16 protein-coding genes are annotated in these 20,308 nt (G+C 36.9%); 12 read left to right on the top strand and 4 right to left on the bottom strand.

What is annotated here, in order from left to right; all coding sequences use genetic code 11:
* The first annotated feature begins 50 nt into the window (after window positions 1–50).
* Both ACPF9A_RS12730 and hutG read left to right on the top strand, forming a co-directional pair.
* A complete protein-coding gene (locus ACPF9A_RS12730) occupies window positions 51–2,051 on the top strand; it encodes a urocanate hydratase (protein WP_423997456.1) in 2,001 nt (666 codons plus the stop codon).
* Window positions 2,052–2,130: 79 nt separating this feature from the next.
* Window positions 2,131–3,087 carry a formimidoylglutamase gene (hutG, locus tag ACPF9A_RS12725; protein ID WP_423997454.1) on the top strand — a complete coding sequence of 319 codons (957 nt, stop codon included), beginning with the start codon at window positions 2,131–2,133 and terminating at the stop codon, window positions 3,085–3,087.
* 183 nt (window positions 3,088–3,270) lie between these two features.
* Here hutG and ACPF9A_RS12720 read toward each other — a convergent pair whose 3' ends face one another.
* Entirely contained in the window at window positions 3,271–3,624 is a 354-nt protein-coding gene (locus ACPF9A_RS12720; RefSeq protein WP_423997452.1) for a pyruvate kinase, read from the bottom strand.
* Between the two features lie 104 nt (window positions 3,625–3,728).
* Entirely contained in the window at window positions 3,729–4,187 is a 459-nt protein-coding gene (locus tag ACPF9A_RS12715) for a COG2426 family protein (RefSeq protein WP_423997450.1), read from the bottom strand.
* A gap of 229 nt (window positions 4,188–4,416) precedes the next feature.
* On the opposite strand from ACPF9A_RS12715, the gene ACPF9A_RS12710 reads away from it, so the two are divergent.
* Window positions 4,417–5,808 carry a Gfo/Idh/MocA family protein gene (locus ACPF9A_RS12710; RefSeq protein WP_423997448.1) on the top strand — a complete coding sequence of 464 codons (1,392 nt, stop codon included), beginning with the start codon at window positions 4,417–4,419 and terminating at the stop codon, window positions 5,806–5,808.
* On the opposite strand, the gene ACPF9A_RS12705 is transcribed toward ACPF9A_RS12710, so the two are convergent.
* Window positions 5,809–6,282: an Lrp/AsnC family transcriptional regulator gene (locus tag ACPF9A_RS12705; RefSeq protein WP_423997446.1), complete on the bottom strand. Its 474-nt coding sequence runs from the start codon at window positions 6,280–6,282 to the stop codon at window positions 5,809–5,811.
* Between the two features lie 537 nt (window positions 6,283–6,819).
* Between ACPF9A_RS12705 and ACPF9A_RS12700 the strand changes: the two genes are divergently transcribed.
* The 4 genes from ACPF9A_RS12700 (at window position 6,820) to ACPF9A_RS12685 (ending at window position 12,819) form a co-directional block, all read left to right on the top strand.
* Complete coding sequence (locus ACPF9A_RS12700; protein ID WP_423997444.1) at window positions 6,820–9,762, top strand: TonB-dependent receptor; 2,943 nt, start codon at window positions 6,820–6,822, stop codon at window positions 9,760–9,762.
* 29 nt (window positions 9,763–9,791) lie between these two features.
* Complete coding sequence (locus ACPF9A_RS12695) at window positions 9,792–10,292, top strand: hypothetical protein (protein WP_423997442.1); 501 nt, start codon at window positions 9,792–9,794, stop codon at window positions 10,290–10,292.
* Window positions 10,293–10,322: 30 nt separating this feature from the next.
* A complete protein-coding gene (locus tag ACPF9A_RS12690; protein WP_423997440.1) occupies window positions 10,323–11,513 on the top strand; it encodes a pyridoxal phosphate-dependent aminotransferase in 1,191 nt (396 codons plus the stop codon).
* Between the two features lie 118 nt (window positions 11,514–11,631).
* The gene (locus ACPF9A_RS12685; RefSeq protein ID WP_423997438.1) at window positions 11,632–12,819 is read left to right on the top strand and encodes an AEC family transporter; all 1,188 of its coding nucleotides are present in this window, start codon (window positions 11,632–11,634) and stop codon (window positions 12,817–12,819) included.
* Window positions 12,820–12,822: 3 nt separating this feature from the next.
* Here ACPF9A_RS12685 and ACPF9A_RS12680 read toward each other — a convergent pair whose 3' ends face one another.
* The gene (locus ACPF9A_RS12680) at window positions 12,823–14,175 is read right to left on the bottom strand and encodes a Gfo/Idh/MocA family protein (protein WP_423997436.1); all 1,353 of its coding nucleotides are present in this window, start codon (window positions 14,173–14,175) and stop codon (window positions 12,823–12,825) included.
* Between the two features lie 143 nt (window positions 14,176–14,318).
* Between ACPF9A_RS12680 and ACPF9A_RS12675 the strand changes: the two genes are divergently transcribed.
* From ACPF9A_RS12675 to ACPF9A_RS12655, 5 genes are all read left to right on the top strand, one after another.
* Complete coding sequence (locus ACPF9A_RS12675; protein ID WP_423997434.1) at window positions 14,319–15,197, top strand: nucleotidyltransferase family protein; 879 nt, start codon at window positions 14,319–14,321, stop codon at window positions 15,195–15,197.
* 266 nt (window positions 15,198–15,463) lie between these two features.
* Complete coding sequence (locus tag ACPF9A_RS12670; RefSeq protein WP_423997432.1) at window positions 15,464–15,829, top strand: DUF7009 family protein; 366 nt, start codon at window positions 15,464–15,466, stop codon at window positions 15,827–15,829.
* An 83-nt stretch (window positions 15,830–15,912) separates the two neighbouring features.
* Entirely contained in the window at window positions 15,913–18,210 is a 2,298-nt protein-coding gene (locus ACPF9A_RS12665; RefSeq protein WP_423997430.1) for an FdhF/YdeP family oxidoreductase, read from the top strand.
* 239 nt (window positions 18,211–18,449) lie between these two features.
* Window positions 18,450–19,313: a UDP-2,3-diacylglucosamine diphosphatase gene (locus ACPF9A_RS12660; protein WP_423997428.1), complete on the top strand. Its 864-nt coding sequence runs from the start codon at window positions 18,450–18,452 to the stop codon at window positions 19,311–19,313.
* The gene (locus ACPF9A_RS12655) at window positions 19,310–20,308 is read left to right on the top strand and encodes a glycosyltransferase family protein (RefSeq protein ID WP_423997426.1); all 999 of its coding nucleotides are present in this window, start codon (window positions 19,310–19,312) and stop codon (window positions 20,306–20,308) included. Before ACPF9A_RS12660 ends, ACPF9A_RS12655 begins: the two co-directional genes overlap by 4 nt.

Genomic DNA, 20,308 nt, shown 5'->3' with positions numbered 1-20,308 from the left:
CGAGCGCAGTCGAAAACCTGCTGAAATATTCCGGACTTAAAAATATAAAGATGGATTTTAAAGCACAGATACAGATTGGAATTCCGACTGAGTTACCGCCCAAAAAAGAGCGTTCTTCGGCATTAAGTCACGCACCAAACCGAAAGCAAATTCTTTCTAAAGAAGAGAAACAATTGGCGATTAGAAATGCGTTGCGTTATTTTCCGGCAAACTGGCATGCTGTTTTGGCTCCTGAATTTGCCGAAGAATTACAGACGTATGGCAGAATTTACATGTATCGTTTTCAACCATCTTATGATATGCATGCCCGAGCTATTTCAGATTATCCGGCAAAAACAAGTCACGCTGCCGCAATCATGCTCATGATACAGAATAATCTAGATCCAGCGGTAGCACAACATCCACAAGAACTAATTACCTATGGCGGTAACGGTGCCGTTTTTCAAAATTGGTCACAATATCTTTTGACGATGCAGTATTTGTCTGAAATGACCGATGAGCAGACTTTACATATCTATTCAGGGCATCCTATGGGTTTATTTCCCTCATCAAAAGAAGCTCCAAGAGTTGTGGTCACCAACGGAATGATGATTCCGAATTACTCCAAACAAGATGATTGGGAAAAGTATAATGCGCTTGGTGTTACACAATACGGTCAAATGACTGCGGGTTCTTATATGTACATAGGTCCGCAAGGCATTGTTCATGGTACTGCAATTACGGTAATGAACGCTTTTAGAAAGGTGTTAAAGGCGGATGAAAATCCGAATGGAAAAATATTCTTGACTGCAGGTTTAGGTGGAATGAGCGGTGCACAACCAAAAGCCGGTAACATAGCCGGATGCATCACAATCTGTGCAGAAGTAAATTCGCTTGCAGCAAAGAAAAGACATGAGCAAGGTTGGGTAGATGAGTTAATTGAAGATTTAGACACTTTAGTTACTAGAACCAAAATTGCCAAATCTAAAAATGAAATAGTTTCATTAGCATTTATTGGCAACGTGGTAGATGTTTGGGAGCGTTTTTTTAAGGAGGACATCTTCATACATCTCGGTTCTGATCAAACATCGTTACATAACCCATGGGCAGGCGGCTATTATCCTGCCGGATTATCTTTTGAGAAAGCAAATGAAATGATGAATCAGGACCCAGAAGCTTTCAAAACAAAAGTTCAAGAATCGTTGCGCAGACATGCCGATGCCATAAACCTACATACCGAAAAAGGCACTTATTTCTTTGATTACGGAAATGCCTTTTTATTAGAAGCATCAAGAGCAGGTGCCGATGTTATGGCAGAAAACGAAATAGATTTCAAGTATCCGTCGTACGTGCAAGACATCTTAGGCCCTATGTGTTTTGATTATGGCTTTGGACCATTTCGTTGGGTATGCTCTTCAGGAAAATTAGAAGATTTACAAAAGACCGATGCAATTGCATTACGCGTACTAAAGGAAATTAAGAAAAATGCTCCGCCAGAAATTCAGCAGCAACTATCAGATAATATAAAATGGATAGCTGAAGCCGAACAAAATAAATTGGTCGTTGGCTCAAAAGCTAGAATTTTATATGCCGATGCAGAAGGTAGGGCAAAAATAGCGCTGGCATTTAACGATGCCATCGAAAATGGAGCGTTAAGTGATGCCATTATATTAGGTAGAGACCATCATGATGTAAGCGGCACAGATTCACCTTATCGAGAAACAAGCAATATTTACGACGGCAGTAAATTTACCGCAGACATGGCAATACATAATGTGATTGGCGATAGTTTTAGAGGTGCTACTTGGGTATCTATACATAACGGAGGTGGCGTAGGCTGGGGCGAAGTCACCAATGGCGGATTCGGAATGGTTCTCGACGGATCAAAAGATGCTAAACGAAAGCTAAAAAATATGCTCTTTTATGACGTAAACAACGGAATTGCAAGACGTAGCTGGGCGAGAAATAAAGAAGCAATGTTTGCTTTACAACGAGAAATGGACAGAACAAAAACACTAAAAGTTACCATGCCATCTATAGTAGCAGAAAAACATTTAAAAGATTTATTCTAAAAATGTAAGATTAAGACTACTTTATCGTTTTAATAAAACGACGGATTTAAAATCGTAATATTTATCTGAATTAAATGATATGGCAAATTATAAGTTAGCTAATAAAGATAATTGGAAAGGACGTGTTTCTGACCAACAGCTCTATCTGCACGAAAAAATATCATTTTCTAGTATTAAAGACCCTTTACCTGTTACGAACAATAAGACAATAGCTTTATTGGGCTATAGTAGTGACGAAGGTGTTAGACGAAATTCTGGCAGAGTTGGTGCCGCATTAGGACCAGACGAAATTCGTAAGCAATTAGCGAAAATGCCCAATCATTTAAAAGATAATACCCGATTAATAGATTTTGGAAATTTAGAATGTAAAGATCAAGATTTAGAAGAGCAACAAATCGAATTTACTAAAGCCGTAAGCCATTTAATAAAAAATAGGGCAACACCAATACTAATTGGGGGTAGTCATGATTTGGCATATGCTCACTACAACGGTTTACTAGAACATGTAAAAACTAAAGAAAAAATAGGAATTATTAATTTTGATGCTCATTTTGATTTAAGGGCAAATACGAAAGAAAACAATTCTGGCACACCGTTTTATCAAATTGCCATAGATCATCAAGAAAAAGGTCAGGTCATTAAATATATGGCTTTAGGCATACGAAAAGATGCAAATACAAAGGATTTATTCGAATTTGCCGAGGCGCATCAAGTCAACTACCTTTTTCAGAAGTATTTTAATATGAACTACCTTGAACATGTTCAATTAAGGCTCATTCAATTTCTAGAAGATGTAGATTATGTGTATACTACAATAGACTTAGACGGTTTTTCATCCGCTTTTGCACCAGGTGTAAGTGCCCCTTCGCCCATGGGCTTTTCTCCAGATATTGTATTAGAAAGTCTAAAACTAATCATCGATTCTGGAAAATTAGTAGGATTTGATGTAGTTGAATTAAACCCTAATTATGATATTGATGACCAAACTGCAAAACTAGCTGCCTCGTTGGTTCATTACGTAATTCATAAGCTATAGGGTAAAAACAAAAAAAGCCTCCCTTAATGGAAAGCCTTTCATTGGGTTCTATCGATTAAATTCGATAAACACAATTGTCTCAAATCTCTTTGAGACACAACACAACGCTGTAAAGGTAATAAAGGTTTTTTAATAAAAAAACGGTCTGTTCATTTCTTGTAACAAGTAAAGCCTTTTTAAATATTACTGCGCCTCTTGAGCTTTAAACATCTTATAGATATGTTGTTTTTCTTTTAGCGTAAATTGTTTCACTTCAAACCAGTCATGAATTCTTATTTTTTCATTTTCTATCTGGGCATTTCTAATTGCTTTTAAAGAAACAATATGCCAATGAGCCCCCTTATTTCTAGAAACCGAATACCCAACATCTTCCATAATGTAAGATTGTTTAGGTCTATTAATAAGCCGTACACCGTTTTTCAAAACCGCAAGAGTTTCGGTAAGTCGAACAACTTCAGAGAAAGAATATCTAGCAAAATCGTTAAATCCGTTCTGCTCTACATTATATAATTTATCGCCAATATTTAGGGTATCCATAGCTTGAAAAAGCTGCAAATTTAAAAGGCAAAGCGTGTTAATTAAATTTTTATCGGGTATAGTTATTCACAAAATAAATGGATAAAAATTTTTGTTTTGTATTATTACGCCATACCCTTCATGGTCAACAAAGTAGTTGCCCAAACAATTAAAGAAGATAAAAATATACCAATGGTATTTGCCAAAAAGGCTTTCTTTCTTTCTATCTTAAAAAGGTAACTGGCAATACTACCAGCGTAAACACCAGTACCAGGCACTGGTAACATTACGAAAAATATGAGTCCGTAAAATCCGTATTTTTTAATCTGATCTCCAGAACCTGATTTTGCTCTTCTTGCAACGAACAATGCATTCTTTTTATAAAAATGCCACCTTAACAAGTACCTATTTACGGTGTTTAAGAAAAACATCATTATAGGGAATACCATAACATTAGCTAAAAAACAAACCACAAATACTACGTAAATATTACCCCCTTGTAGAAGACCATAGGGTATACCAACTTTAGCTTCTCCTAGTGGGGAGATACTCCAAAGTGCAGCAATAAGAATATCTTTCAACAATTCTATTTTTTTAAGCGAATGCAAAACTACGTTGATCTCGAAAAATTTTATGCCATTTAAATCATAAATATTGCCAATTGGTCAATTATACCGGTGAATGTCTATAAAACACAGCGCATTCGCTTTTAGAATAATAAGATTAGAAGATTATGCTGATTCGCATACACACCAGACCATTATTATTTGGTATTTTTAATAGCTCCAACAACAAATTTCAACGCTTACCATCATGACAAAAAATAATTCTAGAAGGTCGTTTATAAAACGAGCTTCACTTACCTCAGCAGCTTTAAGCACAACACCATTTCTTCTTGCCGCACCAAAACACGAAACTCAATTATTACAAAGAGCTTATTCTTTTAAAGAGTTCGGGGTAAATGACCAAATTAATATAGCCCTTATAGGCACGGGTATTCAAGGCATTTATGATACACAGGCAGCTTTACAAGTTGACGGTATAAAAATAGTAGCGGCATGTGATTTGTATACGGGCAGACTTGACCGAGCAAAAGAGCTTTGGGGACAAGATATTTTCGTAACAAGAGATTACCGAGAAATTTTAAATAGAAAAGATATTGATGCCGTATTAATAGCCACACCAGATCATTGGCACCAAACGATAACCGTAGCCGCATTAAAAGCAGGCAAGCATGTGTATTGCGAAAAACCTATGGTTCAAAATTTCAATGAAGGTCAAGAAATCATTAAAGCACAAAAAGATTCTGGCAAAATTTGTCAAATAGGAAGTCAAGGGATGTCATCATTGGGTAATGAAAAAGCAAAAGAACTTTATGAAGATGGCGCTATTGGTGATATTGTGATGTTAGATATGTACAATGATCGTTATTCTGCGGAAGGAGCTTGGCAATATCCAATACCTACAGATGCCAGTTCTAAAACCGTTGATTTTGATACCTTTCTGGGGAGCGCACCAAAAGTCCCTTTTGATAATAATCGATTTTTTAGATGGAGAAACTATCAGGATTACGGTACCGGTGTTGCCGGAGATTTATTCGTACATGCATTTTCTACCTTAAATTATGTGATAAGTTCAGAGGGACCAAACAGAGCTTTGGCAACAGGCGGACTCCGTTATTGGAAAGATGGTAGAGATGTACCTGATGTTTCAATAACACTTTATGATTATCCAAAAACAACAACCCATGCTCCTTTTAATGCTGCATTTCGTATTAATTTCATTGCAGGAAGTGGCGGTGGTGGCGGATTCAAATTAATTGGTACCGAAGGCGAAATGGAAATAGGTCAGAATTCGGTAACCGTAAATCGCTCTAAATTGGGCATGGAACCTAGCGGGTATTCTATGATATCATTTACAGAAGATATGCAAGCTAAAATAAGAGATGAATATGCTGCTAAAAAATTAGATACTAGAGCAAGTAGCTTAGCTACAGGTACAAATACTTGGCAAGCACCCAGAGATTATAAAGGAGCTCATTATGATCATTTCTTTAATTTCTTTACAAGTATTAGAACTAACGGAAAGGTAATACAAGATCCAAAATTTGGGTTAAGAGCTGCAGGTGCGGCACTATTGGCAAATGAAAGTTATTCAAGAAAACAACCGGTAGACTGGGATCCGACCGAAATGAAATTATTATAATTAATCTTCTTCTACTTCTACGAATTGAATATGGCGTTCCAAATTCTCTTCAATCGATATAAAAGATTCTATACCACGTATACCAGAAATACTCAGAATTTCATCTTGATATACTTGCTTGTAGTGAAAGCTATCTCGAGCATGCATTTTTATAAAGATGTCGTATTTACCCGTTACGTGGTGTATTTTAACCACCTCTTCAATATCGTTCAACCGCTCCATCACCTTTTTGAACAGACTTATTTCACTTAAGAATATCCCTAAGAAAATGGTCATTTTCCAACCCATTTTAGCATAATCTAAACTTAAAGTAGCACCAGTAATTAAACCCATCTCTCGCATCTTTCGCATTCGCATATGCACCGTACCCGGCGAAATAATTAATTGTTTCGCTACATCTGTATAAGGAGTCTGTGCATTTTCAGCTAAAATGTTTAAAATACTAAAATCAACCTGGTCTAATTTATTCCTCATCTGTGCTAATGGTTTTAAATAACTTTTTTCAATAAATTCTAAATTTTCATTAAACTATTATAGCCTTTTAACCATTTTTAACAAATTTAATTTATAGTTATGTAATTTTTAGTAATAATATGACAATAAAATAGCCAATAAATGAGGTATTGTTTATTTTCTGCTAATCAAATTACAAATAGCATAAAAAGCATCTTTCTAGGCAATAATATCACTTAGGCACATTTAATATCATGCAGATTAATAAAATAGAATTATTGACAGCTTTTTATACTAAAACTGATGATAATTCTATTTTATACCGCATAACAACTTCATAAACAGACTCATACCGGCTATGTCTATTTTTGTTTTTCTATAACAATTTATAATATTGTCTAAGTCATTTAGTCACCTAATAACATGATTTTCTGACTCGTAAAGTATCCGGAACTTTTCTTTTACGCATAAGGTATTTCCCCCAGTAGTTTTCCTGCTAACCCCAGGATTGCTTATTAGGTAGATACACCATTGAGCAACAACTAAACTCACATGATTATGAAGAAAATTCTAACATTATCCTTCTTGCTACTATGTACACTATTCGTAGCACAAGCACAGGAAATTACAATTAACGGTAAAGTATCAGATGCACAAGGGCCTTTACCAGGTGTTAACGTTTTGGTCAAAGGAACCACAAAAGGTGTCATCACCGATTTTGATGGTCTATATTCCATTACAGCCGATAGCGACGCCACTTTAGTATACTCCTTTATAGGGTATGCCAAATTAGAAATTCCAGTTAATAGTAAAACAACAGTAAACGCTACACTGGTAGAATCTGCTCAACAATTGACAGAGACCGTGGTAGTGGGATCAAGAAGACAAGGTCGCACAAAACTTGACACTCCTGTACCTGTAGACGTAATTAATATAGCACAAGATGCTATCAACATGCCACAGCAAGACATTTCACAAATGTTAGCTGCAGCAGCACCATCATTTACCGCATTTACCAGTGGTGGTGGTGATTTGTCTTCCTTTGTAAGCCAACCAAGTTTAAGAGGTTTGGCTGCAAGTCAAATGTTAGTACTAGTTAATGGAAAACGTAGACACTCGTCTGCAATTTTAGCAGGCAACCAAACAGGAACACCAGGTCCGGGTGTTGATATGCGTTTTATACCATCAGTTGGGGTAGAACGTATTGAAATATTAAGAGATGGCGCTTCTGCACAATATGGTTCAGATGCCATTGCAGGTGTTATAAACATGGTTATGAAAAAAGGTACTGGTGAGTTTACTGGTAGTTTAACCGCTGGTGCTTACACAAACAAACCTAATTATGACGAATCTGACCTAACAGATGGTGAGCGCGAACTTACACGATCTTTAGATGGTTGGGATGGTGAGAATTTTCAATTTGATGGTAATTACGGTGTAGGTTTTGAGAACGGAGGCTATTTCAATGCTTCAATAATGGTAGCACAATCTGAACGTACCGTTAGACCAACAGTATTAGGTATCGACAGAGCTCCACTTTATGACGACCTATACCTATCTAATGGTAGAACCACCACACAAGGTTTGCCAATAATAACGAATCCAGAATTAATTGCGGCACAAGCTGCCGGCGATGCTGTATCAATAGCTTCTTTACAGACCGTAAGAGGATTAATGGATGCTAGAGATATTGAACAAATAGATGTAGCTACCTATTCTGGTCTTCCTGCTAAAACAAACATGAGCTTTGCATTTAATTTAGAATCTCCGTTATCAGATACAGCTAGTTTCTATGCATTCGGTGACGTTGGCTACCAGTACTCAGATGCTTATAGTTGTTTTTATAGAAGAGCGGCACAATCTGACAGGGCCAGTTTTGATTTATACCCTAACGGATTTAGACCACAGATATACAATGACCAATATAACATCTCTCTAGCCACTGGGGTTACCGGAATGTTAGGTGATTATGAATTTGATTTAAGCAATACTTTCGGAAACAACTCTGCAAAATTTGGCATGTTCAATACGTGGAACGCAAGTATCGGTCCTGGTTCGCCTACAGACATGAACTTGGGTACACATAGCTTTTTACAAAATACGATCAACTTAGATGCATCACATTTTTATGAGGATATCTTATCTGGATTAAATGTTGCATTTGGTGGAGAACTTAGATTTGAAAACTATGCTATTGAAGCAGGGCAAGAAGAAAGCTGGACATCTGGCACGTATGGTGTAGTAACTGCTACTGAAGATAACCAAGCCTTAGTTGGTCCTGACGGATTTCCTTTGGAAGACCTTGGCGGAAACCCATATGTAGATGGCAATGGCGCACCACAGGTTTTAGAATATGCAGGCGTAAGCCAACAGTTGGTGAAAAATTATGCATTAAACTGTCAATGTTTTAGAGGGTTTGCTCCTGAAAACGAAAGTGACAGCTGGCGATCTGTAATGGCTGCTTATCTGGATATGGAATTAGATGTTAATGAAGATTTATTACTTTCTGGTGCTTTACGTGTAGAGAACTATTCAGATTTTGGAAACGTAATGACGGGAAAAATTGCAGGTCGTTATAAAATTGGTGAGAACTTTGCTTTAAGAGGATCGTTTAGTAGCGGTTTTAGAGCACCTTCGCTACAAGAATTAAACTATTCTCATAGTTACACTTTCTTCTTAGGTTTAGTGCCTTTCGACGGTACACTATATCCTAATAGCAGTTCAGCTGCAAAAGCATTGGGTATAGGACAATTAACTGAAGAAAGATCTAGAAACGTAAGTCTTGGATTTACTACAAAAATTGGAAAATTAGACATTACCCTAGATGCTTATAAAATTGACATCTTAGACAGAATTTTTGAAACGGGTGAATTTGATGCTGCAAGTGCACCAGTGCTTGAACCAATAATTGGTAGCGGATTGGCAAGTTTCAGAATCAATGGTGGAGATGTAAGTACAAAAGGTATTGAGGCCGTTGTAAATTACAACACCAACCTTGGTGCCGGTAATTTAGGCGTAGTACTTGCAGGTACATTCAGAGAAAACAAATTCGAAGGTGCCAATGTACCCGATATAAATACCACACTAACAGATGAAGAGTTAGTCGATCTTTATGTGAGCCGTTCACTAATTGGACAATTTGAGACTGGAACGCCTAGTGCAAAAGTTATCGGAACGGTAAACTATTCATTAGGAAAGTTCTCTGCAATGCTTAGAGGAACGCGTTTTGGATCAGTACAAAATAGAGATAGCAGACAAAGAACTCTTTTGGATGGCACTACCGATTATGCAGATCAGTATTTTACTCCAGAATTTACAACGGATATAGGCTTGACCTATAAAGTTTCGAATGCACTTAGTTTAACTGTTGGAGGTAACAATATCTTTAATGAGTATCCTGAAATTATCAGATATGAATTAAGAACATTTAATCTGTATTCAAATTATCAACAGGGATCGGCAGGTGCGTATTACTTTGGAAGACTAACATTTAGCCTATAAACAACAAGTTCATCGTTAAAAATAAAATTATGAGAAATTATATAAAGAACATACTATTATTAACATTGGTTTTTGGCTTGTTGGTCTCTTGTGAACAAGAGCGTCTAGAACCAGTACTAACAACTGCAGATGGTGGCGGAACCTTAAATACATATACCGCCTATACCATAGAATCTACAGACCCAATGGGCTCTAACGTTTACGGTAGAGTAGTGTTCTACAAAACAACCTTAGATCAAACATTGGTGCAAATATCATTGTATAATACCATTGATGGTATTATGCATCCTGCATTAATTCTTGATGGCCCCTCTGGTACAGGAACCACAACATCTATAACCTTAGATAATATTGATGGTTCATCGGGTGAGTTTTCTTCGAGCAAATTCTTTGTGATTACCGATGAAACCTTTTATGATTCACTTGGTATGTTAGATGCCCATGTTAGTATTTACTTAAGTACCGATGATGATACTATCGTTGCCACAGGAGATATTGGTACAAATGCAGATCCTGTGGAAACAAACTGACAGAATATTAATAACTTAAATATAGCACAAATGAAAACAAATGTAAACAGAAGAGATTGGCTTAAAAAAGGAGTTTTAACTGCTGCGGGAGTTATGGCAGCGCCGTATTTGACCTATGGGGCATTCCCATCGCAACCAATATCGTTAGATGCAAAAGGAAACATCCCTTATACTCCGTTTTTTAAAGAATATTTACCACATGCTCCTCAGGCACCGGTAGAACTTTCGGCAAAACTGAATGCCAACGAAAATCCGATCGGGCCATCGCCTATGGCCATCGCTGCTATGCAGAAGTATGCCGTTGGAGGAAATCGTTACGCTTGGAAAGAGCTATACGCATTAATGGAGAAGATAGCCGTATATGAAGGCGTAAAGGCTGAATCAATTATGATGGGACCGGGTTCATCTGATCTATTGGAAAAAACAGCTATGGTCTTTTTTAAGGAAGGTGGTAACATTATTTCAGCAGATCCAGCCTACATGTCTCTGATCAAAGTCGCAGAGGCAACTGGGGCAACTTGGAAACCTATTAAACTAAAAGACGATTGGTCTCACGATTTGGCAGGTATGGAAGCAGCTATCGATTCTGATACCAAATTAATTTATATCTGTAATCCTAACAACCCAACCGGAAGCATAACCGAACATAATGAACTTTTAGATTTCTGTTCACGAGTTTCTGAAAAAGTGCCGATTTTTATTGATGAAGCCTATTTAGGATTTTTAGGAGAAGGTTTAAAGAAAAGTATGGTTTCGTTAATCAACGAAGGTAAAAACGTAATGATCGCACGTACGTTTTCAAAAATACAAGGTATGGCCGGGCTACGTGTAGGTTATGTGGTCGCCCAACCGGAAACTTTAGAAATCATACAGAGTGTAACACGAGGTGGTATGGGCATAACCCTACCATCGGTTCACGCAGCAATGGCTAGTATGGACGACACTGCTTTTTCTGAGAAGACTATTGTTTTAAATAAGGAGTGTAGGGAGTACGTATATAAAAACTTGAAAAGAATGGGGTATGATTATGTTCCATCTTCTACCAGTTTCATCATTTTCCCGATTGAAATGGACGGTAAACCTTTCTTAGAAAAAATGACCGCCGAAGGTGTTGGCGTAAGAGCTTTTGAAATCTATGGTAAAAACTGGTGCCGAGTAAGCATGGGTACTATGGATGAGATGAAGTTGTTTACAGCTGCCCTTGAAAAAGTGCTAGTTTAAGTTTGAATTAGTCCAGGAGTTGGAAGATTGGATAATTGCCTTGACACAAAAATCCTGAATTCAACTCCTTCGGACTATTCATAATTCATTTATCTGCTCAAACCAAAACACTCGAAAAATGAATTTTGCACTACAGAAAACCCTCGAATTAATCCTAATTATAGGACTTGGTGTGCTTCTACAAAAAAAGGTAGCGAAGCAAGATTTAAAAGGTGTCAAAGTCCTTATTTTAAGTGTGGCGTTACCAGCGACAATATTCGTAGCTCTCTTAAAAATAGAACTTAACGGAACCTTATTAGTTTTTCCGTTAGCAGCCTTAACTTTTAATCTTTTGATGTTATTGGCTACCAAATATTTTTTGGCCGCATCTTTACATAAAGAAGAGAAAAGTAAAAAACGGACCTTGATGATGCTATTACCATCTACTGCACCTGGTCTTTCATGCTTTCCATTTATTGTAGCTTACTTAGGTGATGATACCTTAGCACTAGCTGCACTTGCAGATATTGGAAATAAAATATTTGTTCTGATACTTCTATACATGCTAGCCATGCACTGGTATCGAAAAAATGCTGTTGTAGAAAAACAGGAATCTTCTTCGGCTAAATTAAAAGGGTTGTTTATTTCTTTAATAAACGAGCCAATAAACATCGTCATTGTAGTTGGTTTATTAATGTTAGGCTTCGGTCTGGACCTTACCTCTTTACCTACATTCTTTCAAAACACCGCTTTAAGCATTAAAGATTTAATGACGCCGTTGGTACTGCTATTTATTGGTATGGCCGTTAGAATCAACAAAGGTGAGTTTAAATTGATAATTTCTATGTTGTTTCGAAGAATGGGACTTGCATTTTTATTAAGCGGACTTTTTGCTTACGCTATACCCGCTTTAACTCCGGCAATGATTTTACTATTGGTGGTGTTTCCACAAAGTGCCTGTAGCTTTTGGCCATTTGCCCACATGAGTGCCATACAGTCGATGGAAGATAAAGACGAGCAACCCAACCCTACATTTGATGTTAACTTTGGTTTAAACATCTTGGCATGTTCCCTACCTTTTTCAACGCTATTAATTATAGGTATTTTCTCTTTTAGCGATTACTTTATTAATCCGTTTATGCTACTTGGCTTAGGTGCCATTGTTCTAGCCATCTCCTTTGCTCCAGATATTTTCAAAACCACTAGTTTTAGAGTAGATAGAGAACGTAAAATAGCAAGTAAATTATTGAAAAAAAAATCTAAAATGACCATTGCAAAGGGTGACTATAAAGAAGAGAAAACCTTAAACGAAGCCAAAGCTAGCTAAATTTTAATAGGTTTCTTTCATCCACTGATAAGGTGTTCTTTTCATCCAAAGGCCTCGAGTAAAATCAGGGAAATCTTGAGGCTCACCGTTATTGGCAATAGAAAGCTCTGAAAGCGGTGTAACCGCACTCCATGCCGCAGCGTCATAAGCATCTAATGGCGGTGCAATATTCTGTTTTGCAGATTCTACGAAAGAGTTCAGAACAAAGAAGTCCATACCACCATGACCGGCATTTAAGGCATATTCACCATATTTTTTCCAAAGCGGGTGATCATATTCATCTAACCAAGGCTGAGCTTCATCCCATTGATGTGGCTCAGATTTTCCTTCCACATAAATTCGACTACCGTCAACTTCCCAGAGTCCGTTGGCACCTTGCGCTCGAAATCCTAAAGAATAAGGTCTTGGCAAATTACAATCATGGGTAATGATAATGGTTTCTCCGTTAGCAGTATCAATAGTAGAGGTAATTACATCGCCTTGCTTAAACTTCACTTTTGCATTAGGGTGCTGTTCACCACCTTCTTTAACAATATAATTATGCAATCCAATACCTTTTGATGCATGCGAGGTCATTGACATAAAACGATTGCCACGGTTTACATCTGCCATCACTGCAATAGGTCCTAATCCATGGGTTGGGTATACATCTGCATTACGTTTTACCGAATGCTCGGTACGCCATTTAGACTCCGATATTCCTTTCTCACCAAACTCCACCCCTTTTCCATAAGCCGTATTACCATCGTTGAATTTTACATGTCGCAAATCATGCTGATAACCACATCTATAATGCACCATTTCACCAAATACATTTTGCTTTACCATATTAAGCACTGCAAGAACATCTCTACGATAATTCACGTTTTCTAAAATCATCATATGTGTACCTGTCCGCTCATGTGTATTTACCAAATCCCAGCATTCTTCTAAAGTATTAGAAGCGGAGACTTCTACACCAGCATATTTACCGGCTTCCATAGCATCAACAGTCATACGCGTATGCCACAACCAAGGTGTTGCAATAATTACGGCATCAACATCTGGCAATGCCAATAGGTTTTTATAATCATAATCATTTGATCCGAAGACTTTTGGGGCTTTACCCTTAGCATCAGCAATGTTCTTTTTAGCAATAGTTATTCTTTCGGCATCAACGTCACAAATAGCGGTAACATTCACATCTTTTCTTAGCAGTAAATTCTGCAAATGATTTGTACCTCTCAAGCCTACACCTATAAGACCAACATTAAGTTTATCGGCAGCACTAAAACTATTATGTGCAAAACCAGGTACAGCAAATAGACCCATACCTGCTAACGATGTATTCTTGATAAAATTTCTTCTTGATGCCATGCGATGTTAATTTTATGAACTCTGAATTTATAAAAAGTTACCGACCCATATTAACTTATCATCAATAATAATGAGGTTACACCCGATAATTTGTACTAATTTTAATCACATTCGCTATTTTTGCGGTGTAAATACAGAAAATTATGACATTACTTTTAATGGCTGCCGGTAGCGGTAGTAGATATGGAAAGCTTAAACAATTTGATGATTTAGGTCCTAATGGTGAGTTTTTAATGGAGTTTGCCATTTATGACGCCATCCAGAATAATTTTGAGCAAATTGTAGTTATTACTAAAAAAGAGAACGTTTCTTTTTTAGAAGAGCATCTTTCTAAAAGAATACCTAGTACTATAAAATTAAATGTTCTTGCCCAAGAACTTACAGATTTACCTGACGGAGTTACGTTTACTGGTGAGCGTAAGAAACCATGGGGTACGGCACATGCAGTTTGGACCGCAAGAAAAGTAATCGACGGACCATTTGTAGTTCTTAACGCTGATGATTTTTACGGACAATCTGCTTATAAGAAAGCAGCTGACTTCATGAAATCTAATGATGAAGCTTATGCTCTTTTAGGATACACTTTAAAAGACACTTTATCTGAACACGGCTCTGTTTCTAGAGGCGTTTGTGAAGTGAACGGAGATAATTTAGTTTCTGTACAAGAGCGTTTGAAATTGGTTCAAAAAGAAAACAACATTGTTGATGAGGACACCAACCTAGAATTTACTGGCGACGAACAAGCTAGTATGAATTTTTGGGTATGTAGACCTTCAATCTTTGATAAAATAGAATCTGAATTCAGAATTTTCTTGAAAGACGATGACCGCATTGCTAACAGCGAATTGTACATTCCTTTAATGATACAAGAAATGCTTCAAGCAAAAGAGATCGAAGTAAAATGTATACCTTCTGGCGGAGACTGGTTTGGTGTAACTTATGCAAGTGATAAAGAAAAAGCAATGAATAGCTTAAAAGAAAAATCCGACTCAGGTAAATACCCTGCTCCTATTTGGAAATAAGAATTTCATTAGTATAAATTAAAACCCATTAGATAATTATTTAATGGGTTTTTTTATGTTCAAAAATGACCTAAACTAAAAAGAGTCCGATCTTAACAGACCGGACTCTTTTACGAGAACACTATATGAAAATGAAAAAATTTTAATTCGTTTTTTATTACACTGTAAATGTACAGGTAAGGTTAACTATTAGAAACAAATTGATGTCAACTACTCATTTTTTGTTGTCAGATGGTCTATTTTTGTTGTGAACTCAATTTATAGCTATGAAAATTAGAATAAAAGGTGATTCCGTTAGGTTTCGACTAACCCAATCAGAAGTTAAATCGCTCTCTACAAATGGTGAGATTTACGACAGCACTAATTTTGGAAGTCAGGTATTCAGTTACGGAGTTATTCTAAAGCCTGATGCCAATCAATTACAAATTAGCTTTGAGAACAATCGGGTTACTTTAGAAATGCCAGAAACTACAGGTAAGGTTTGGTTTGAAAATGATATCATCACCTATGACCATACTATAAAAACAACATCTGGCAACGAACTCTACTTACTTTTAGAAAAAGATTTTACTTGTCTTGATAATACTATTGAAGATCAATCTGATAATTACCCCAACCCTAAGTTGAGTTAATATCTAGTATAATTCAACATTTTTAAGGTAGTTTTAATGCATTTGATTGCTGTGGTTTCTTATACATTTACTAAGTTTATTGAATGGATGCAAAAACCGAACGCAACGTTTCATTTAGAGGGTCAGAAGAATTTTTAGATATTGAATTAAAAGACCCGATTACGCATGCCGCAGGCTATCTCGGTGTTCGTGAAGCTTTAAAACATACATTTAAAGAAATGGGCGTTTTACGATCCATGCGTACATTATTGAGCATGAATCAGAAAGACGGTTTTGATTGCCCTAGTTGTGCCTGGCCCGATCCAGAACATCCATCTCCTGTAGCTGAATATTGCGAAAATGGGGCTAAAGCATTAGGCGATGAAGCTACTACCGAAAAAATTGGCGCAAGTTTCTTTCAAAAGAACTCGGTTGAAGAATTATCTCAATTAACCGACTACGAACTGAACAAATTTGGGCGTTTAGTGGAACCATTGATTTTAAAACCTGGTAGTGTTCACTACGAACCTATCTCTTGGCAAGCTGCTTTTGATTTAATCGCATCTGAATTAAAAAAATTAAATAATCCCGATGAGGCTATTTTCTACACCTCTGGTAGGTCTAGTAACGAAGCCGCTTTCATATATGGTATGTTTGCCCGTGCCTTAGGCACCAATAATTTACCCGACTGCTCTAATATGTGCCATGAAAGTAGCGGTGTTGCATTAGGCGAAACTTTAGGTATAGGCAAAGGATCAACAACTCTAGAAGATCTTTACGAAGCAGAGGTCATTTTAATTGCCGGTCAAAACCCAGGCACCAATCACCCAAGAATGTTATCTGCGTTAGAAAAATGCAAGAAAAATGGTGGTAAGGTGATTAGTATTAATCCGCTTGAAGAATCTGGATTAGTGAATTTTAAAAATCCGCAACATCTTGGCGGATGGATCGGCGGTGGCGAAGACATGGCAGATATTTATTTACCGGTCAACATCAATCAAGACATCCCTTTAGTGAAATTGATTCTTAAGAAATTAGTTGCTTTAGATGAACAATCAAAAGATGTATTTGACCACGCTTTTATTGAAAAATATACAGATGGATATGAGTCTTTAATTGCTGACCTTAAGAATTATACATCCGAAGAACTATTAGCACAAACTGGCGTATCCGAAGAAAAAATTAATGAAACTGTAGCCTTATTAGCTAGCAAATCTAAAATTATTGTGTGTTGGGCAATGGGTCTTACACAACACAAAAACGGTGTAGAGAATATTAGAGAATTTATAAATCTTCTTTTACTTAAAGGTGCCATAGGCAAACCAAATGCGGGCACTTGCCCAGTACGTGGTCATAGTAATGTACAAGGTGATCGTAGTGTTGGTATTCAGCATTTTGTTGATAAAGAGATGAACGCACGAATTAAAGAACATTTAGGTTTTACCCCACCAGATCATGAAGGTGTAGATGTGGTAGGCACGCTAAAAGCGATGTACGAAGGCAAAGCAAAAGTATTTATGTGTTTGGGCGGCAACTTTTTAATGGCGGCTTCTGATACTGAATATACCGCCAAGGGTATTCAAAATTGCGACCTTACGGTACAGGTAAGTACCAAATTGAACCGAACTCACTTAATTACTGGTAAAACAGCCCTTATTCTCCCTACTATAGGTAGATCAGAGAAAGACATGAAAGATGGCAAACCACGCCATTTTACGGTAGAAAACAGTATGGGACGTGTAAAACGTTCTAAAGGAATTCTCAAACCTGCCGCAGACACCATAATGAGCGAACCAGAGATTATCGCGAATATGGGACTTGCATATTTCGGTGAAGGTCATTCTATGAATTGGAAGGCTCTTGGTAATGATTATGAATTGATCAGAACACAAATAGATCAAGTTGCCAAAGGATTCAGTAAAACAGAAGAACGTTCTGTAGGTGCAGGTTACTACTTACCAAACAATGTACGTGAGTTAGATTTTAGTATGCTACCAAATGGCAAAGCACAATTTTCGGTCAATAAATTACCCGAACATAAATTGGCTAAAGATGAGTACATGTTAATGACCATTCGTTCTCATGATCAATTCAATACTACCATTTATGGTCTTGATGATCGTTATAGAGGAGTATACAATGCAAGACGGGTAATTTTCATGAATATTGATGACATGAAAGCCGTCGGACTCAAAAAGTTAGATGTAGTTGATATTACCAGCACGTATGATGATCAGGTTAGAACTGCTCATAACTTTAAGGTAGTACCGTACAATATACCATCAGGTAATTTGGCATCTTATTTTCCTGAAACTAATGTATTGGTCCCCTACAATCATTTTGCCGACCGAAGCAAAACACCTATTAGCAAGTCCGTTAAGGTGAGATTGGTAAAGAAATAGTTAACTAAAATTTCACTGAAATTCAAATACTTAACCATCTGGTAACTCAAAAATAAGTTAGCAGTAACCTAGTTATTATCTTATTATTAGAATCTTTACGGTCATATGTTTCAGTGCATGAAATCTATTGAATTGACCGTTTTCTCAAATACCCTTCTTGCATATAATGCCAAGTTGGAGGTCAATCTACCCCTATTACGTATTTCAAAATTCACAGGTAAGAAACCTCCATTCATTTTATGAAAAAAAGACCAGTTGACATTGTAGTCATTTCTGATGTTCATTTAGGAACATACGGCTGCCACGCTAAAGAGCTTTTAAAATACATGAAATCTATAAAGCCAAAAGAAGTAATTCTTAATGGTGATATTGTTGACATTTGGCAATTTAGTAAACGCTATTTTCCAAAATCTCACATGAAAGTAATTAAGCTTTTACTAGAGTGGGTTGCCAAAGGTGTACCTGTACATTATATTACAGGTAACCACGATGAACTGTTGCGTAAATTCTCTGGTAATAACATGGGGTCGTTAAGCATCGTTAATAAAATAGTGATTCCGCTTGAAGATAAAAAAGCATGGATTTTTCATGGTGATGTTTTTGATGTAACCATGCAACATAGTAAATGGGTTGCCAAACTTGGCGCGAAAGGGTACGACTCCTTAATTCTACTAAATAGAGCTATTAACTTCATAAGCAAGAAAATAGGCAGAGGCCCCATTTCTATGTCTAAAAAGATAAAAAACAGTGTAAAATCTGCCGTTAAGTTTATAAATGACTTTGAGCAGATTGCTGCCGATATCGCTATAGAAAATGGTTATGATTATGTGATATGCGGACATATTCACCAACCAGAAATTCGTAAAATAAAGACAGATAAGGGTGAGGTCACCTATTTAAATTCGGGAGATTGGATCGAGAATTTAACAGCACTTGAATACCACAAAGGCAAGTGGAAACTATACTCCTATTTAGAAGATCAACTCGTAATTGACCACCAAGAAGATAGTAAAGAGGAAACCTTTGTCTTAGAAAAGTCCGAGCTTTTTGAAAGCCTGTTAGAAGAGTTTAGAATTAGTGGAATGACCCAACAGACCAAATGAAAGTACTATACGCAATACAAGGTACCGGCAACGGACATTTAAGCAGAGCACGAGACGTTATCCCAGCATTATTAAAACACAACATTTCTTTAGACATTTTGGTGAGCGGTATACAAGCAGATATTAAGCTGCCCTACCCTATTAAATATCAATTAAAAGGGCTCAGTTTCATCTTCGGAAAAAAAGGAGGCGTAGATGTTTGGAAGACATATTACAAGGCAAACTCCCTTCGATTACAGAAAGAAATTAAAAGTATACCTATAGAAGAATATGACCTCATCATAAATGATTTTGAACCCGTAACAGCATGGGCATGTAAGTTAAAAAACAAACCTTGTTATGGCTTTAGTCACCAAGCTGCAGTACTATCTAATTTGGCTCCGAAGCCTAAGAAGAAAGACAGCATAGGGAAATGGATTTTGAATAACTACGCACCAACCAGTCATCAATTCGGACTTCATTTTAAATCGTACGAACCAAACATATACACGCCCATTATTAGAAACGATATTCGTTCTGCTATAGTTTCAAACGGCGAGCATTATACAGTCTATTTACCCTCATATAGCGATGAAAAATTATTGCGCTTTTTAAGCAAGATGAAAAGAGTAAAATGGGAGGTTTTTTCAAAGCACAGCACCTATGAATATTTCAGCAATAACATTCATATAAAACCCATTACCAATGAAGCATTTGTAAAAAGTATGGCTTCTAGTAAAGGTGTATTATGCGGAGCCGGTTTTGAAACCCCTGCAGAAAGTCTTTTCATGCAAAAGAAATTACTGGTCATACCCATGAAAGGGCAATACGAACAGCAATGCAATGCCGCAGCATTATCAGAAATGGGAGTTCCTGTAATTAAATCGCTCAAAAAAAAGCATTTAGCTAAACTGAAACATTGGCTCGATAGCGATACTATCATACCGGTAGATTACCCAGATATTACAGATCAAATCGTTTCAAAACTGCTAGAAGAATCCCTAGTAATTCGCTAA

Source organism: Maribacter sp. IgM3_T14_3, from assembly GCF_049603095.1.
Classification (GTDB): Bacteria; Bacteroidota; Bacteroidia; order Flavobacteriales; family Flavobacteriaceae; genus Maribacter.
This window is presented reverse-complemented; position numbering and strand designations above follow the sequence as displayed.

Bases quoted from the DNA above. Each gene is read 5' to 3' on its own strand.
- ACPF9A_RS12730 (WP_423997456.1), top strand. From the start codon at position 51: ATGGATTTTAAAGCACAGATACAGATTGGAATTCCGACTGAGTTACCG.
- hutG (WP_423997454.1), top strand. From the start codon at position 2,131: ATGGCAAATTATAAGTTAGCTAATAAAGATAATTGGAAAGGACGTGTT.
- ACPF9A_RS12720 (WP_423997452.1), bottom strand. From the start codon at position 3,624: ATGGATACCCTAAATATTGGCGATAAATTATATAATGTAGAGCAGAAC.
- ACPF9A_RS12710 (WP_423997448.1), top strand. From the start codon at position 4,417: ATGACAAAAAATAATTCTAGAAGGTCGTTTATAAAACGAGCTTCACTT.
- ACPF9A_RS12705 (WP_423997446.1), bottom strand. From the start codon at position 6,282: ATGAGGAATAAATTAGACCAGGTTGATTTTAGTATTTTAAACATTTTA.
- ACPF9A_RS12700 (WP_423997444.1), top strand. From the start codon at position 6,820: ATGAAGAAAATTCTAACATTATCCTTCTTGCTACTATGTACACTATTC.
- ACPF9A_RS12695 (WP_423997442.1), top strand. From the start codon at position 9,792: ATGAGAAATTATATAAAGAACATACTATTATTAACATTGGTTTTTGGC.
- ACPF9A_RS12690 (WP_423997440.1), top strand. From the start codon at position 10,323: ATGAAAACAAATGTAAACAGAAGAGATTGGCTTAAAAAAGGAGTTTTA.
- ACPF9A_RS12685 (WP_423997438.1), top strand. From the start codon at position 11,632: ATGAATTTTGCACTACAGAAAACCCTCGAATTAATCCTAATTATAGGA.
- ACPF9A_RS12680 (WP_423997436.1), bottom strand. From the start codon at position 14,175: ATGGCATCAAGAAGAAATTTTATCAAGAATACATCGTTAGCAGGTATG.
- ACPF9A_RS12675 (WP_423997434.1), top strand. From the start codon at position 14,319: ATGACATTACTTTTAATGGCTGCCGGTAGCGGTAGTAGATATGGAAAG.
- ACPF9A_RS12670 (WP_423997432.1), top strand. From the start codon at position 15,464: ATGAAAATTAGAATAAAAGGTGATTCCGTTAGGTTTCGACTAACCCAA.
- ACPF9A_RS12665 (WP_423997430.1), top strand. From the start codon at position 15,913: ATGGATGCAAAAACCGAACGCAACGTTTCATTTAGAGGGTCAGAAGAA.
- ACPF9A_RS12660 (WP_423997428.1), top strand. From the start codon at position 18,450: ATGAAAAAAAGACCAGTTGACATTGTAGTCATTTCTGATGTTCATTTA.
- ACPF9A_RS12655 (WP_423997426.1), top strand. From the start codon at position 19,310: ATGAAAGTACTATACGCAATACAAGGTACCGGCAACGGACATTTAAGC.